This is a genomic window from Streptosporangium nanhuense, assembly GCF_059358815.1.
The window spans coordinates 1-15,599 of sequence record NZ_JCADBG010000001.1; the positions used below are offsets into that span (position 1 = coordinate 1).

Annotated in this window: 12 protein-coding genes; 11 read left to right on the forward strand and 1 reads right to left on the reverse strand. The window is 72.5% G+C overall.

Going from position 1 to position 15,599, the window contains the following annotated elements; genetic code table 11:
- The first annotated feature begins 376 nt into the window (after positions 1 to 376).
- Positions 377 to 1,981, forward strand: coding sequence for an alpha/beta hydrolase (locus AC5L38_RS00005; protein WP_495240629.1), 1,605 nt, complete (start codon positions 377 to 379; stop codon positions 1,979 to 1,981).
- 422 nt (positions 1,982 to 2,403) lie between these two features.
- Entirely contained in the window at positions 2,404 to 2,763 is a 360-nt protein-coding gene (locus tag AC5L38_RS00010; protein ID WP_495240630.1) for an STAS domain-containing protein, read from the forward strand.
- Here the strand turns inward: AC5L38_RS00010 and AC5L38_RS00015 are convergent.
- On the reverse strand, positions 2,677 to 3,654 hold the full coding sequence (locus tag AC5L38_RS00015; protein ID WP_495240631.1) for a sigma-70 family RNA polymerase sigma factor: 978 nt from the start codon (positions 3,652 to 3,654) through the stop codon (positions 2,677 to 2,679). The genes AC5L38_RS00010 and AC5L38_RS00015 overlap by 87 nt on opposite strands.
- 344 nt (positions 3,655 to 3,998) lie before the next feature.
- Between AC5L38_RS00015 and AC5L38_RS00020 the strand changes: the two genes are divergently transcribed.
- The 9 genes from AC5L38_RS00020 (at position 3,999) to AC5L38_RS00060 (ending at position 15,575) form a co-directional block, all read left to right on the forward strand.
- Entirely contained in the window at positions 3,999 to 4,829 is an 831-nt protein-coding gene (locus AC5L38_RS00020; protein WP_495240632.1) for an alpha/beta fold hydrolase, read from the forward strand.
- A gap of 195 nt (positions 4,830 to 5,024) precedes the next feature.
- Positions 5,025 to 5,549 carry a hypothetical protein gene (locus AC5L38_RS00025; RefSeq protein ID WP_495240633.1) on the forward strand — a complete coding sequence of 175 codons (525 nt, stop codon included), beginning with the start codon at positions 5,025 to 5,027 and terminating at the stop codon, positions 5,547 to 5,549.
- 331 nt (positions 5,550 to 5,880) lie between these two features.
- The gene (locus tag AC5L38_RS00030; RefSeq protein WP_495240634.1) at positions 5,881 to 8,076 is read left to right on the forward strand and encodes an AfsR/SARP family transcriptional regulator; all 2,196 of its coding nucleotides are present in this window, start codon (positions 5,881 to 5,883) and stop codon (positions 8,074 to 8,076) included.
- Between the two features lie 143 nt (positions 8,077 to 8,219).
- On the forward strand, positions 8,220 to 8,780 hold the full coding sequence (locus AC5L38_RS00035; protein ID WP_495240635.1) for an NADPH-dependent FMN reductase: 561 nt from the start codon (positions 8,220 to 8,222) through the stop codon (positions 8,778 to 8,780).
- Between the two features lie 327 nt (positions 8,781 to 9,107).
- Positions 9,108 to 10,190, forward strand: coding sequence for a CE1758 family FMN-dependent luciferase-like monooxygenase (locus AC5L38_RS00040; protein WP_495240636.1), 1,083 nt, complete (start codon positions 9,108 to 9,110; stop codon positions 10,188 to 10,190).
- Positions 10,187 to 10,798, forward strand: a complete 612-nt coding sequence (locus AC5L38_RS00045; RefSeq protein WP_495240637.1) for an FMN reductase — start codon at positions 10,187 to 10,189, stop codon at positions 10,796 to 10,798. The genes AC5L38_RS00040 and AC5L38_RS00045 overlap by 4 nt, the downstream gene beginning before the upstream one ends.
- Positions 10,799 to 11,334: 536 nt before the next feature.
- Positions 11,335 to 12,639 (forward strand): sensor histidine kinase, encoded by a 1,305-nt coding sequence (locus AC5L38_RS00050; protein ID WP_495240638.1) that lies wholly within the window; start codon positions 11,335 to 11,337, stop codon positions 12,637 to 12,639.
- A gap of 505 nt (positions 12,640 to 13,144) precedes the next feature.
- Positions 13,145 to 14,029: an alpha/beta hydrolase family protein gene (locus AC5L38_RS00055; RefSeq protein WP_495240639.1), complete on the forward strand. Its 885-nt coding sequence runs from the start codon at positions 13,145 to 13,147 to the stop codon at positions 14,027 to 14,029.
- Positions 14,030 to 14,153: 124 nt separating this feature from the next.
- Positions 14,154 to 15,575, forward strand: a complete 1,422-nt coding sequence (locus AC5L38_RS00060) for a carboxylesterase/lipase family protein (protein WP_495240640.1) — start codon at positions 14,154 to 14,156, stop codon at positions 15,573 to 15,575.
- The last annotated feature ends 24 nt before the right edge of the window (positions 15,576 to 15,599 follow it).

Genomic DNA, 15,599 nt, shown 5'->3' on the forward strand with positions numbered 1-15,599 from the left:
GTCGGCATCGACACGGGCGAGGCGATCCGCATCGTGCAGGCGGCCCTGACCTCCGGCGCGGCGGCACCGGCCTCGTCATGACCGCGACCCGGCCGCGAAGGTCACGTCGCCGGGCGTACGACGCCGGCGTGACGGCCGGTCAGGCGGTGTCCCGGGCGGTGTTCCGGGCGGTGTCCCGGGTGGTGTCCCGGGTGGTGTTCGCCCGATCGATTCCCGCCGCGAACCACGGCTCCTGTTTCTCCGCGTGACCAAGCGAAGAATCTTGCGTACGCGGCAGTACCGATCTCACATTCATCGAGTTTCACATTCATCGAGAAAGCGTCTGTCCATCTCGAAAGGGGTATCAGTGCGATTACGTCTGCGATCATCTCTGAGAGTGTTCGTCGCCGCGGCGACGGTGGCCGCCGTGGCGGTGAGCGCGCCCACGTCGGCCGGGGCCCGGAGCGGCGCGCCGGAGCCGGCGGTGGCCGGAGCAGGGGGAGCGGCTCCGGTCTGGGGCGAGTGCCCGCCGGTGGAACCCGGCATCACGCGCGACCCACGACAGCAGTGCGCGACCTTGCGGGTGCCGCTGGACTACCGTGCCCCGCGCGGGCGGAGCATCGAGATCGCGATCTCCCGGATCGCGACGGCGCGCCCCGGGATGCGCCGCGGGATCCTGCTGTCCAACCCGGGCGGCCCGGGCGGCAGGGGCCTGGACCTGCCCAACCAGCTGGCGATCGTGCTGCCGCCCGAGGTCCAGGATCGCTACGACCTGATCGGCTTCGATCCGCGGGGGATCGGATACAGCACCCCGGTCACCTGCGGCATCGAGGATCCCAGGAGGGATTTCACGCTGGTGCTGCCCTACCCGGCGCCGGACGGCGGCATCGAGCGCAACGTCGCCTTCGCGCGGGACACCGCGGCCGCCTGCGCCAGGCATTCCGGTGATCTGCTTCCGTTCATCACCACGGCCAACACGGCCCGGGACATGGACCGCATCCGGGCCGCGCTCGGCGAGCGGAAGCTGTCCTACTTCGGCATCTCCTACGGCACCTACCTGGGAGCCGTCTACATCTCGCTGTTCCCGGGACGCGGCGATCGGATCGTGCTGGACAGCGCCGCCGACCCGGGCCTGGTGTGGCGGGACATGTGGCGGAACTGGGGTCAGGCGGTCGCCGAGCGCCTGCCCGACTTCCTCGCCTTCGCGGCCGAGCGGGACGCCGTCTACCACCTCGGCGCGACACCGGACGAGGTGCGACGCACCTATGACCGGCTGACCGCGGCCCTCGACCGGCAGCCAGTGCCGAACCCCGGCGGCCCCCTGCTCGACGGCAACGCCCTGCGCGAGATCACCCGATCGGGGCTCTACTACGACGGCTACTTCCCCTCCATAGCCGAGGTGTGGCGGGAGTTCGCGGACGCCGTCTCGGGATCGCCCCTGGACCCCGCCGTCCTGGCGCGGCTGGATCGGCCGGGCTTCGTCGGCAGAACCGACGGCGCCGCGGGGAGGTCGGGGATACCGGCGGACAACCTGGTCTCGGCTCTCTACGCGGTGATCTGCGATGACGCCGCCTGGCCGCGCAGCGTGGCGTTGCACGCCCGGCAGGTCGCGGCCGACCGGCGGGCGTGGCCGGTGACGGCGGGCATGCCGTCGAACCTCTGGCCGTGCGCGGCCTGGCACAGCCGGCCGGTGGAGCCGCCGGTGCCGGTCACCGGTCACGGGCCGCGCAACGTGCTGATCGTGCAGAACACCCGCGATCCCTCCACGCCCCTGGTGGGCGCGCGCGGCCTGCGCGACACGCTCGGACGGCGGGCCGTCATGATCACGGTCGACCAGGGCGGCCACGGCGTCATCGGGCTGGGCAGTTGCGCCGACGAGGCGCTGGCCGTCTTCCTCGCCAACGGGGAACTGCCCGGGCGGGACCGGTTCTGCCCGGCTCCGTCGCAGGCCACCGCCCGCTCCACGCCCTCGCTGTACATAACTCCGGCGGGGCCGCTGTAGGGCCGTTGCCCGCGGACCGCCGTACGCCGGCGGATCGGAGGGGCGAGCGGGACGGGACCTCGCCGACGCGGGTGCCGAGAGCGTCCTGAGGCGGTGGCGGGTGCCCGGCGAAGCGGCCCGGACGCGTCCGCCGGCGGATCCGGCAGTGCCTGAACGTGCCCCGTTCAGGCACTGCTGCCCGCTCCTCAAGGGGGCCGGTTGGGGGCACCTCGGGGACACACCGCATCCGCGGGCGGTGACGGGCGACGCTGGACGCCACTTGTCGGAGCGGTACGGGGGCCGCCGTGGCCGCCCGCCGGCCGCTTCTGATGGCGAGCGGTTCCCGCGCCACGTTCGCCACCTGGCGGCGGACCGCTTCGCGAAGACGGAATCCGGTCGGCGCCGAGGCGATGAGTTTCCGCGACGCCGGCGGTCCTATCCGCATGACGGCCTTCGCGACCTCCTTCGCCATCGGCGCGACGATCACGCGTGCGGACATCCCCGTCCTGTGCGCCGACCTCGCCGAGCTGGTGGGCGGGCGTGCCGGCGGCGTCGTGGTCTGTGACGTGGCCGGCGCGGTCCGTCCCGGCGTGGTGACGGTCGAGGCACTGGCCCGGTTGCGCCTGACCGCGCGTCGGCACGGCTGGAGCCTGGTGATCAGCGGCGCGAGCCCGGACCTGCTGGAGCTCGTGCGCCTGCTCGGACTGACCGAGGTGTTACCCCAGGCGGGCCGGCAGCCCGAAGATCGGAAACAGGCGGGTGGTGTCGAGGAAGTTGTCGACGGCCACGATCCGTCCCGCTGAGATCTCCAGCACGATCAGCGCCCACGGGTCGTGCCCGGGGCCGTCGGCGCGGGGGCGGTACTGCCCGAACGCCGGCATGCCGTTGGCCACCACCGGCACCAGGCGCGAGCCGCGGCAGCCGCTGCCCGTACCGGCCATCCAGGCGGAGATGTCGTCGTGGCCGCGCAGCCACAGCGGCAACGGCGGCATCGACAGCGTCGCGTCGTCGTGCAGCAGCGTCGTCAGCGCCCCGAGGTCGTACTCCTCGAACGCCTTCACGTAGCGCGTGAGCAGTGCCCTCTGATCGTCGTCCAGCGGATCGTAGAGGTCGGCGGCGGTGTCGGCGGTGGCGATGGTGGCCCGGGCCCGCTGGAGCGCGCTGTTGACGCCGGGCACCGAGGTGTCGAGCAGGTCGGCCACCTCCTGGGCCGACCAGGCCAGCACCTCCCGCAGGATCAGCACGGCCCGCTGCCGGGGCGGCAGGTGCTGCAGCGCGGCGACGAACGCCAGCCGGATCGACTCGCGCTCGACGACCACGTCGGCCGGGTCGGCGCCCTCTGGCAGCACTCGGCCGTCCGGGACCGGGCCCACCCAGATCTGTTCGGGACGCGGCTCGCCCGGGTCGGTGGCGCGACCGGACCCGGCCGGGCCGAGATCCATGGGCCGGACCCGCAGCTGGGCGCTGGAGAGCATGTTCAGGCAGACGTTCGTCGCGATCCGGTACAGCCAGGAGCGCAGTGTCGAACGCCCTTCGAACCGGTCGAAACCGCGCCAGGCGCGGACCAGGGTGTCCTGTACGGCGTCCTCGGCCTCGAAGACGGACCCGAGCATGCGATAGCAGTGACCGGTCAGCTCGGGCCGGTACGTCTCCAGCCGCGCCTCGATCGCCTCGCCGGCCTGCACGTCACTCACCCTGACGAACCTAGCGGAGCATCCCGCGCCGGCGACACCGGGTTCTCGACGGGCGAAGCGGCGGTCTGTCCATGTTTCTTGGTTTGTTGGTTTCTTGGTACGGGGCGGGTGCCCTCACGACCGTCAACGGTGCTCACCTCGCCGTCGGCCACATCTCGCCGCAGGCCGTGCCCTACCGCCGGTCATGCTCTGCCGTCGGCCGCGTCGCGCCGGGCCGGGTGTCTCATGACGTGGACGCCTCCGAGCGTGCTCGAAAAGTCGTCCCGCCGCCGGCGATGAGTTTCCGGGGCCCGTCCGGTCTGTATGGGTGTCAAGCCGATCGGGAAGTGCGACGAGGAGTCACCATGACCGCCACGGAGTGGACCGCCGAAAGCGCCGGTTCCGGGCAGTACGCCGACGTCAACGGAGTCAACCTGTACTACGAGACGTACGGGGCGGGACACCCGATGATCCTGTTGCACGGAGGTCTCGGCTCGGGCGAGATGTTCGGGCCGATCCTTCCCGCCCTGGCCGGCCACCACCAGGTCATCGTCGTCGACCTTCAGGGGCACGGCCGGACCGCCGACGTCGACCGGCCGCTCGACGTCCGGCTGATGGCCGATGACATCGCCGCGCTCATCGACCACCTCGGCCTGAGCGAGCCGGACGTGGTCGGCTACTCCCTCGGCGGCGGGGTGGCGTTCCAGGTCGCGATCAACCACCCGGACAAGGTGGGGCGCCTGGTCACGGCCTCGGCGAACATCAGCCGCGACGCCGTCTACCCGGAGTTGCTCCAGCAGCAGGAGCAGGTGAGCGGGGCGGCGGCCGAATACATGAAGGACACCCCGATGTACGAGCTCTACCAGCGGGTGGCGCCTCGTCCCGAGGACTTCCCGCGGCTGCTCGACAAGATCGGCGAGGCGATGGCGAAGGACTTCGACTTCTCCGAGGAGGTCCGCGGCCTCCGGGTGCCGACGCTCGTGGTCGCCGCCGACGCCGACATGGCACCGCCGAGCCACTACGTCGAGGTCTTCAAGCTCCTCGACGGCGGCCTGCGCGACGGCGGCTGGACGGGCGAGGCCCGGCCCAAAGGCGGTCACGCCCTGGCGATCCTGCCCGGCCTCACGCATTACGACATCTTCCTGTCCCCGCTTCTCGCGGCGGTCACCCTCGCCTTCCTCGACCAGGAGAGCTGAGCCGGCCCATCCCGCCCGGCGGCCTCACAGGGGCGGCCGCCGGGCAGGCGGGCGTCTTGGACGCGCCGTCAAGGAAGACCAACCGGCCGGGACCGCGGGGATGAGGACGGGGTTCCATACTCAAGGATCCACCGACGGAGATCATCCGCGCCACGTCTCTCGTCCGGTGGTGTCCTGCGGCGCTAATGTCCCGTCATGACCACGGCGAACGATCTCCTCCATCGGATCGAGACCACCCCGGAGCTGGCCGCCCTGCTGGTCTGGCCCGGCGACTTCGACATCGAACGGCGCGACCCCGTCGAGGAGCTGAGACTGCCCGGCGGGCTGCCCCTGACGCCGATCGCCGGTGACGGTGGCGGCGGCACCTACTTCCTGTGTGGAACGCCCGATGGCACGCGTCCGGTGCTGTACGCCGACTCCGAGGGGCATGCCACCGTGATGGCCGCCGACCTGGTGGAGGCGGTCACCCTGATCGCCGCTTACCCCTACTGGCGCGACCTGCTCGGCGGCCATCCGGCCGGGGAACTGGAGGAGGAACTGCGTGACGACCACCCCGGCTACCCGGCCGCCCGCGCCGAGCTCCTCGGCCTGCTCGGCATCGTCGCGCCCGCGGTCGAGGAGGCGGTCACACGCCTGCGCGCCTCGGCCGCGCGTACCGTCCCCGGCTTCCTGCCCGTCGCCCTCCTGGAGGAGGGCGAGTGCGCCTACGAACCGCTGTGACCTCGCGCCGCCGTACGGCGGCGCGAGGGGGACGCCCATGTGCGGGGCGGGGTCCGCGACGGCGGCACGGTGATCGCCTGTGACGCGGAGCCCGCGGGCCGGTCAGGCGGGAACCGTGATTCCCGCCTGACCGGCCGGCGGGCTCCCGCCTGTCCCCGCGTTTCGCGTATACCGGCGGGCGGGCGGATGATAAGCGCAGGCCAGGGCGTTCTATGGGGGCCATGCGCCGCCGGAGGGGCGGCGGTCTCACTGATCCACATGCAGACTCACGGGAGGCAGCGTGTCCACGTATCGAGTTCATCACTCAGGTGGTTCGCACGGTGGACGCACGGTGGCCGGAGGTCTGCGGTGGGAGCTGCTCGGATCGGTCCGGGCGTGGCGCGGGGAGGCCGAGGTCGATCTCGGCGCGCCCCAGCAGCGTGCGCTCGTCGGCGTCCTGCTGCTGCGCGAGGGGGCGGTGACGTCGCAGGACCAGCTGATCTCGGCGATCTGGGGCGAGGCGCCGCCGTCCGCCGCGGCGGGGATGATCCGGTCCTACGTCTCGCGGCTTCGCAGGGTCCTGGAGGACGGTTCGTCGGCCGTGGTGATCGAGTCCGTGGCCGGTGGCTACGCGTTGCCGGTGACGGCCGGGGCCCTCGACCTCGCCGACTTCCAGGGGAGGGTCAGGGCCGCCCACGACGCCCGGCGGGCCGGTGATCACGAGACGGAGGCGGCCGAGCTGCGCGCCGCCCTCGACCTCTGGAAGGGCACCCCGCTGGCCGGCGTGCCGGGCGGATACGCCGACAACGAGCGCACCCGGCTGATCGAGCTGCGGTACGCGGCGATCGAGGACCTGGCCGCCGCCGACCTCCGGCTGGGGCGGCACGCGGAGGCCGGGGCGTCACTGGCGTCGCTGGTGATCGAGCAGCCTCTGCGGGAACGGGCACGGGAGCTGCTGATGCTGGCGCTGTACCGGGCGGGGCGGAAGGCGGACGCGCTCGCGCTGTTCCAGGAGACGCAGCGGTCGCTCGCCGACGAGCTGGGGCTCGATCCGGGGCCGGAACTGAGGGAGATGCAGCGGCGGATCCTGGCCTCGGACCCCTCGCTGGCCGCGCCGAGGCGGGGCGGGCCCGCGGCGGCCGGGACATGGCACGCCGGGGCCGAGACGATCGAGACTCCCAAATCACTGCCGCCCGACCTGCCGGAGTTCGTCGGAAGGTCCGACGAGGTGCGCCGGCTGGCCGGGATGCTGGAGGCCTCCGAGACGCAGGTGCCGGTGATCGGCATCGCCGGGCTTCCCGGCATCGGCAAGACCACCCTGGCGGTCCACCTGGGGCACAGGCTGGCCGGCGATTTCCCGGACGGCCAGTTCTTCGTCGACCTGGGCGCGTCGGGGGACCCCCTCGCGGCCCTGCTGTGCGCGGCCGGGGTCGTCCCCCCGGAGTCCTCCGGCGAGCGTGCCGCGTTCTGGCGGTCGCTGACCATCGGCCGCCGGTCGCTGGTGGTGCTGGACGACGCGCGTGACGCGGACCAGATACGGCCGCTCCTGCCCGGCCCGGGCGGGGCCGCGGTCGTCGTCACCGCCCGGCGGCGGCTGTTCGGGCTGTCCCACGCGCGCTGGACCAAGCTCGACCCGTTCTCGGAGGCGGAGGCGCGGGCGCTGCTGGAGCGGACGCTGGGCGCGGAACGGGTCGAGGCGGAGCCGGGCGAGGTCCGTCGCCTGTACGAGCTCACCGCGGGCCTGCCGCAGGTGGTCCACGCGGCCGGGGCCCGCCTGGCGTCGCGGCCGGACTGGAGCCTGGCGACCGCGGTGAGGAAGCTGGGAGCCCGCGGTCACGACCCCGAGTGGGGGTTCGAGGAGTGCGGGATGATCGAGAGCAGGTACGAGTCCACGGTGCGCGACCTGCCCGGGAACCAGGCCCGCGCGCTTCGGCTGCTGGCCGTGCCGTGGGTCGCCGACCTCTCGCTGGCCGCGGCGGCGGCCGTGCTCGATCTGGCGCCGCACCGGGCCGAGAGCCTGCTGGAGTCACTCGCCGATCTTCACCTGGTGGAGACCGCCGGCGAGCGCTACCGTTTCCACAATCCGATCCGCGAGTACGCCCGCGCCCGGGCGTGGCACGAGGAGGGCGAGGCCGCCTGCCACGCCGCGCTGGCCAGGTTGACGAGGTTCTACGCGGACACGCTGCGTGACGCCCTGCTGGCCACCGATCCCGGCCGCGCCGTAGCGGGCCTGGCCGCCGGTTCCGGCCGTGTCGCCGCGGGTCTGGCCGCCGGTTCCGGTCGTGCCGTAGCGGGCCCGGTCACCGGTTCCGGTCGTGCCGTCGAGGGTCTGGCCGCCGGTCCCGGTCGTGCCGTCGAGGGCGCCGCGCCGGCCGGGCTGGAGTTCGGCAGCGCCGAGGCGGCCCGCGCCTGGATGCGGGTCGAGGAGGAGAACCTGCTGGAGGCCGCCTCGCAGGCCGCCGGGATCGGCGACGCGCCGGCACGGTGGCTGACCGACATGATCGGCCAGGCGGGCCTGGGAGAGCTTCGGGGCCGTCCGGCGAGGTAGGAGAGTCTCCCCTGGTGAGGGGGCCGGCCGCCGCTGCACAAAACGTGAACAAAAAATTTACGCCGAGGTACCAGGCTCAGAGTCGGCGCGGGGACTCCCGCCGCCGGCGCGGGACGTCCGCGCGCAACCTCTGAGGGGACTTCATGCCCAAGATCGCGATCATCATCGGCAGCACCCGTCCGGGCCGTGTCGGCGGATCCGTGGCCAGGTGGGTGCTCGACATCGCCGGACAGCGCCACGACGCCGAGTTCGAACTGGTCGACATCGCCGATTTCAGGCTGCCGCACCTGGACGAGGAGTTGCCGCCGGCGTTCGGTCAGTACAGCAAGCCGCACACGCAGGCCTGGGCACAGAAGATCGCTTCGTTCGACGGTTTCGTCTTCGTCACGCCCGAGTACAACCACTCCACCTCCGGCGCGCTGAAGAACGCCATCGACTTCCTGTTCGCGGAGTGGAACGACAAGGCGGCCGGTTTCGTCAGCTACGGCTCCGTCGGCGGCGCCCGCGCCGTCGAGCACCTGCGCCTGGTGATGGCCGAGCTGAAGGTCGCCACCGTGCGCGCCCAGGTCGCCCTGTCGCTGGTGACGGACTTCAAGAACTACAGCGAGTTCACCCCCGCCGACTATCACGTCGCGGAGGTCGACACGATGCTCGACCAGGTCGTCACCTGGAGCAACGCCCTCGCGCCGGTCAGGGCGGCCTGATCTGAGACACCCCGCCGACGGGGAGCACGGGGTTCGGGGCCGGCCGGTACGGCTGGGGGAGCGCGAGGTCCACGCTGACCGGACCCGCCGGGGGAGCGCGGTGTTCACGGCCGGCCGGTACGGCCCGGGAACCGCGGCGGTCGGGGCCGGTCGGCGCGGCCGGTGAAGCGCGGCCGGGAAGGCGCGGTGTCCGCGACCGACCGGCGCGGCCGGTGAAGCGCGGCGGGTGAAGCGCGGCGGGTGAAGCGCGGCGGGTGAAGCACGGCCGGGAAAGCGCGGTCGCACCGGGGGCCGGTCAACAGTAAATGCCTAGATAGCGGGGAAAAGATGCAAATCGGGATCTTCGGGGTGGGGGACGTGGTGGCCGACCCGGCCACCGGCCGCCCCGCCACGGAGCACGAGCGGATCAAGGCCGTACTGGAGTACGCAGAGCTGGCCGAGCAGGTCGGGCTCGACGTCTTCGCGATCGGCGAACACCACAACCCGCCGTTCATGCCCTCGTCGCCGACCACGATCCTGGGCCACGTCGCCGCCCGGACGAACCGGATCATCCTGTCGACCTCGACCACGCTGATCACCACCAACGACCCGGTGAAGATCGCCGAGGACTACGCGATGCTCCAGCACCTGGCCGACGGCCGGGTCGACCTGATGATGGGCCGGGGCAACACCGGGCCGGTCTACCCCTGGTTCGGCAAGGACATCCGGGACGGGATCGCCCTCGCCGTCGAGAACTACGCGCTGCTGCGCAGGCTCTGGCAGGAGGAGGTCGTCGACTGGGAGGGCCGGTTCCGGACGCCGCTGCAGGGATTCACCTCGACGCCGCGGCCGCTGGACGGCGTACCCCCGTTCGTCTGGCACGGCTCGATCCGCAGCACCGAGATCGCCGAACAGGCCGCGTACTACGGTGACGGGTTCTTCCACAACAACGTGCTCTGGCCGAAGCGGCACGTCCGGCAGATGGTCGGGCTGTACCGCCGGAGGTTCGAGCACTACGGCCACGGCCCGGCGGACCAGGCGATCGTCGGCCTCGCCGCCCAGCTGTACGTCCGGAAGAACTCGCAGGACGCGATCCGCGAGTTCCGCCCCTACTACGACGCCTCGCCTGCCTACGGCGGCGGGCCGTCGCTGGAGGAGACGATGCGGGACACCGCCCTGCTCGTCGGCAGCCCGCAGCAGGTGATCGAGCGGACGCTGGAGTTCCGGGAGTTCGCCGACGGCGACTACCAGCGGCAGCTGTTCAACGTCGACGCGATGGGGTTGCCGCACGCGGCCGTGCTGGCGCAGATCGAACAGCTCGGGGAGATCGCCCAGGTGCTCCGCGAGGAGTTCGCCGCCGGCCGGCCCGCGAGGGTCCCGGACGCGCCCACGCACGCCTCCCTGAGGGTGGCGAAGGAGACCGGACGGTGAAGCGCACCATCGCGGTGGTGACCGCGGGGCTGCGGCAACCCTCGTCCACGCGGCTGCTCGCCGACCGGCTGGCCGAGGCGACGCGCCACGCGCTGGAACGGCTCGGCGCGGAGGTGAAGATCGAGACGATCGAGGTACGTGACCACGGCCACGACCTGGTCAACAACCTGATCGTCGGCTATCCGTCCGAGGGGCTGGAGCGGGTGCTCCGCAAGGTCGCGCGGGCCGACGGGCTGATCGCGGTGACGCCGACCTTCACCACGTCGTACAACGGGCTCTTCAAGATGTTCTTCGACGTGCTCGACGACACCGCGCTGATCGACAGACCCGTGCTGATCGCCGCGACCGGCGGTACGGCGAGGCACTCGCTGGTGCTCGAGCACGGGCTGCGGCCGCTCTTCTCCTACCTGCGAGCCCTGGTCGTCCCGACCGGGGTCTTCGCGGGCCCCGAGGACTGGGGCGCCGCCGGGGCCACCGAGACGGCCCTGGCCCGGCGAGTCGACCGGGCGGCCGCCGAACTCGCCCGCGAGGTCGACCGCCGCGACCCGCCCGCCCCCGAGGATCCCTTCGACTCCCCGGAGCCCTTCCTCAGGCTGCTCCCTCCCTGACCGACCTCCATGATCGGTCTCCCCGGCCGGTCTCCCCGGCCGGTCTCCCCGGCCGACCTCCCGCCGGGAACCAGGTGAACATCGGTGCGCACGCCGTACGACGCCCGCGTTCCAAACTCCGACGGTGAGCGGTGAAAGCGGCGGCAAAGGTGTGCGGGTCTGTTCCCGTTTTCCGGCCGGAGACGGCCGCCGCCATCTCGGTCCGCTCACTCGTTCGTTGGCGGAGCAGGCCGGTCGCGTGGAATTTTCCCCTCGCGTTCCGGCGCTTTGAACCGGACGCGTGCCGCGACGACGCGCCTTGCCCTCCGCGTGGTTCTCCCCTTGCCGGGAACGGATGCGTCCCGAGGGTCGCCCGTCCGGCACGCGTGAGCCCGTGGAACCGGACGGGGAGGTCATGGGCGGGCGTCCAGGGGCGATACCCAACCCCCCTCACGGAGCCGGGTGGCCCGTGTGGTCCACTGGCCAGGGGGAATCGGAGGATGGGCACAGGACGGCGAATCTCGATCACAGCTCGCATCACCCTGTTCACTGGCGTGGTGGCGGTCGCGCTGTGCTCGCTGGTGGCCTCGGTTCTCATGTTCGCGATCAACCGTTTCGTCACCGACTCCCTCATCGAGGAGGTCACCGCCGCCGGTGGCCGGGTGGCCGTGCAGCTGGAGCGGAACCGCCTGGACTACCCCCTGGCGCAGCGCCGCTCCCGGAGCCTGCAGGTTGTCGACTCGCGGGGCAAGGTCATCGCCTCGACCCCGAGGGTGTTCGGCAAACCGCCCATGGCGACGTTCACCCCCGACGGCACGAACGTCGCCACCTCGGTCGTGTGCGGCGGTGACTTCCTCAACGGCGAATGCGACATCGTGGTCGCGCAGTGGGCCCACCGGGGAAAGGAGAGGTGGGTCGTCTACAGCGCCTCCCCCACGGTCCCCCCGCTGGTCGATCCGCGGCTGGCGGCGGCGGTCGTCGGGGGCATGGCGGCGCTCGCCGGCACCATCACCTACATCGGCTACCGGATCGTCACCGCGTCCCTCAGGCCGGTGACCGCGGTCCGGGCCGAACTCGACGAGATCAACGCGAGCTCCCTCGATCGCCGGGTGCCCGTATCGCCCAGTGACGACGAGATCCACGAGCTGGCGGACAGTATCAACCGCACACTGACCCGACTGGAGGGTGCCATGGAACGCCAGCGGCAGTTCACCGCCGATGCCTCCCACGAGCTGCGCACCCCCCTGGCGGGGCTTCGCGCCCAGTTGGAGGAGGCCCAGCTGCACCCTGGCGAGACCGACCTGACCGAGCTGCTCGCGCACTCGTTGTCCGACCTCAACCGGCTGCAGGCGATCATCACCGACCTGCTCCTGCTGGCCAATCTCGAATGCAGCCCGCCCAAGATCAGGGAAAGGATCGACCTGGCGACGCTGGTACGGGCGGAGGTCTCACGGCGGGCGGATCCGCACAAGGTGCGGCTCGTGCTCGCTCCGGAGGTGTCCATCGACGCCGTCCACAGCCAGATCGGCCGTGCCGTCACCAACCTGCTGGACAACGCCGAGCGGCACGCCAGGGAGGCGGTGGTCGTCGAGGTGCGGGCGAACGGTGGCAGCGCCGAGGTCATCGTCGACGACGACGGGGAGGGCGTCGCCGAGGCCGACCGGGGACGGATCTTCGAACGGTTCGCCCGGCTGGACGCGGCCCGCAGCCGTGACCGCGGAGGCACGGGCCTCGGCCTGGCCATCGCCCGCAGCATCGCCGTCGCCCACGAGGGAACGCTCCAGGTCGAATCCTCCCCCTCCGGCGGCGCCCGCTTCGTCCTGCGCCTTCCCTGGGCCCCGCCGGACGACGACGACTCGTAGCCGAGCCGTCTGATCCCCGGCCCCGCGGGCCGGCCGTCGGCGAGTGCGGGGAACGGGCCGCGTGCGCGCTGTCCGTCCGGCGTCATCGCCGTGAACGCGACCGTGAACGCGAGATCATCGCCATGCGGCGCGGCCGACCGCCGATCATGTCCTGCCCGCCGGCCGTGTCCCGCCTTGTCGATCATCCCCTGCCTCGCCGTGCGTAAGTGACTCGCCATGCGTAAGTGACTCGCCGTGCTTAACTGACTCGCCGTGCGCGAGCGGTTCGTCGTGCGCGAGCGGTTGGCGGTACGGGAGCGGTGTGCCGTACGGGAGCGGTTCGTCGTGCGCGCGCGGGGGCGTTTCCCGCCCGTTCCCGGGGCGGTCGGAACATCACACAAACTCCGGCGTCGGTGATTGCCGCGATTGCGCAGAGACGGCCGCCGGTTCCTCCTTCAGGATGTGCGATCAAACAAGGTGTGAGCCGGACGAAACATCCGGTTCACCGTGGCGTCAGGAGTTCGCCGTGCTGTGGAGAAAACTGCTCGTCCCGCTGACCTCGATCGCCCTCGTCCTGTCCGCCCCGGCCGGCGTGAACGCCGCCTCGGCGTCCACCGCCGGTGCCGCCCCGGCGTCCACCGCCACGGGCGCCGCGTCGGCCGCCGCCGGCTTCGGTGCCCCCGGCCCCTACGCCACCGCCGTGGAGGTCGGGGCGGTGACCACCCTGTACTACCCGCGCGACATCGCCCAGAGCGGCCGCCGCCACCCGGTGATCGTGTGGGGCAACGGCACCTTCGCCTTCCCGGTGGTCTACCGGGACCTGCTGCTGCACTGGGCGAGCCACGGCTTCGTCGTCGCCGCCGCCAACACCCCGCAGTCCAACCTCGGCATCTCCATGCGCGCCGGCATCGACCTGCTCACCCGCAGGAACGGCGACTCGGGCAGCGTCTTCCACAACCGCGTCGACCTGGAGCGCATCGGCGCTTCGGGGCACTCCCAGGGGGGCGCGGCCGCCATCGTCGTCGGCGCGGACCCGCGTGTGGACACCATCCTGCCCATCCAGCCCGGGCCGCTGGCCAACATCAACGCCGTACGCGGCCCCGCGCTCCTGCTGGCCGGCCAGCGCGACAGCATCGTCTTCCCCGCGCTGGTCAGGGCCTTCTACAACGCCGCGGGCCACATCCCGGCCGTCTACGGGGAACTGCGCGGGGCCGACCACTTCACCGTGGTGGGCGGGGCCGGGCCGTTCGCCGCGCCGACGACCGCCTGGTTCCGCCTGCACCTGATGGGGGACCAGACGGCTCGCGCCCAGTTCTTCGGCTCCAACTGCGGCATCTGCACCGACACCCGTACCTGGTCCGACGTCCGCCGCAACGCCCTGGCCACCCAGATCCCCGCCGCCGCCCCGTGACCCGGCCCGGGAGACCGCTTCCGCGGTGAGCGGTGACTCGCGGAGTCCCGATCCCCGTGGCGCCCGCCCCTGGCCCCGCCACGGTCAGGGGCGGCCCGCCGTTCACCCCCTCGAAAGGACCGAAATGGACATCATCGCGACCACCCGGCACGGCAAGGTCCGGGGCCGCGTCCAGGACGGGGTCGCGACCTTCCTCGGCGTCCCCTACGCGGCCCCGCCCTTCGGCGCCCGCCGCTTCCGCGCCCCGGCCCCCGTCGAGCGGTGGGAGGGGGTGCGTGACGCGCTGGAGTACGGGCCGACCGCTCCCAAGAGGCCCTACCGGCCGCCTCTCGACCGGCTGATCCCCGACCCGGACATCCCCGGCGACGAGTGTCTCAACCTCAACGTCTGGACCCCGGCCTCCGGTGAGCAGGGGCTGCCGGTGATCGTCTGGATCCACGGGGGCTCGATGCGCAACGGCTCGGCGAGCCTGCCGCTCTACGACGGGCGGGCCTTCGCCCGCGACGGCGTGGTCCTCGTCTCGATCAACTACCGGCTCGGGGTCGAGGGGTTCGGCGTCTTCCCCGACGCGCCCGACAACCGCGGCCTGCTCGACCAGATCGCGGCCCTGACCTGGGTGGGGGAGAACATCGCCTCCTTCGGCGGGGACCCGGGCAACGTCACCGTGTGCGGGGAGTCCGCCGGGGCGATCAGCATCGCGGCCCTGATGACGAGCCCGCGCGCGGCCGGCCTGTTCCGGCGGGCCATCCTGCAGAGCGGCCCGCCGCACGCGGTGCCGCGCGGCGAGGGGGCAGGGATCGTGAGATCGATGGCGAAGGCGCTGCGGGTGCCGGCCACGGCCGAGGCGTTCGCGGCGGTGGAGCGCGAGCGGCTGCTGGACGCGCAGGCCACGGTGGTCGGCAGGGCCGACCCCATCAGCGGCGGGCCGGGCTTCCACATCGTGGTCGACGGCGACGTGGTGCCCGCCGACCCCCCGCCCCCCGAGGTGGATCTGCTGCTGGGCTCCAACCGGGAGGAGTACCGGCTGTGGTTCGTGCCGACCGGGACGGTGGACCGGATCAGCGCTCTCACCCTGCGGCTGGCGCTGCTGAGGTTCCGGATCCCGGGGCGGGTGGCGCGGCTGTACCGGGCCACCCGGCCGGGTGCCACGCCCGGGGAGATCCTCGGCGAGATGGCGACCGACCTGCTGCTGCGCGGGCCCCTCAACCGGCTGGCCGACTCGCGGCCGTCCCGGACGTCCCGGACGTTCGTCTACGAGTTCGCCTGGCGCTCGCCCGTCATGGGGCTCGGCGCGTGCCACGCGCTGGAGATCGGTTTCGTCTTCGACACCCTGCGCTCCAGTGAGGAGCTGACCGGGCCCGGCGCCCCCCAGCCGCTGGCCGACGCCATGCACCGCGCCTGGGTGGCCTTCGCCGCCTCCGGAGACCCCGGCTGGCCCGCCTGGGACGCGCGCCGGCCCGTCATGGTCTTCGACCATCCCGGCAAGGGTGTGGTCCTCGCGCCGAGGGACGAGGAACTGCGCGTGTGGCTCCAGAGATCCGGATGAGCCGGGCGGATCGGGCGGATCGGG

Excerpts from the sequence above, each read along its gene's own strand:
- AC5L38_RS00010 (WP_495240630.1), top strand. The coding sequence starts at position 2,404 with ATGACGGCCTTCGCGACCTCCTTCGCCATCGGCGCGACGATCACGCGT.
- AC5L38_RS00020 (WP_495240632.1), top strand. The coding sequence starts at position 3,999 with ATGACCGCCACGGAGTGGACCGCCGAAAGCGCCGGTTCCGGGCAGTAC.
- AC5L38_RS00035 (WP_495240635.1), top strand. The coding sequence starts at position 8,220 with ATGCCCAAGATCGCGATCATCATCGGCAGCACCCGTCCGGGCCGTGTC.
- AC5L38_RS00040 (WP_495240636.1), top strand. The coding sequence starts at position 9,108 with ATGCAAATCGGGATCTTCGGGGTGGGGGACGTGGTGGCCGACCCGGCC.
- AC5L38_RS00060 (WP_495240640.1), top strand. The coding sequence starts at position 14,154 with ATGGACATCATCGCGACCACCCGGCACGGCAAGGTCCGGGGCCGCGTC.
- AC5L38_RS00025 (WP_495240633.1), top strand. The coding sequence starts at position 5,025 with ATGACCACGGCGAACGATCTCCTCCATCGGATCGAGACCACCCCGGAG.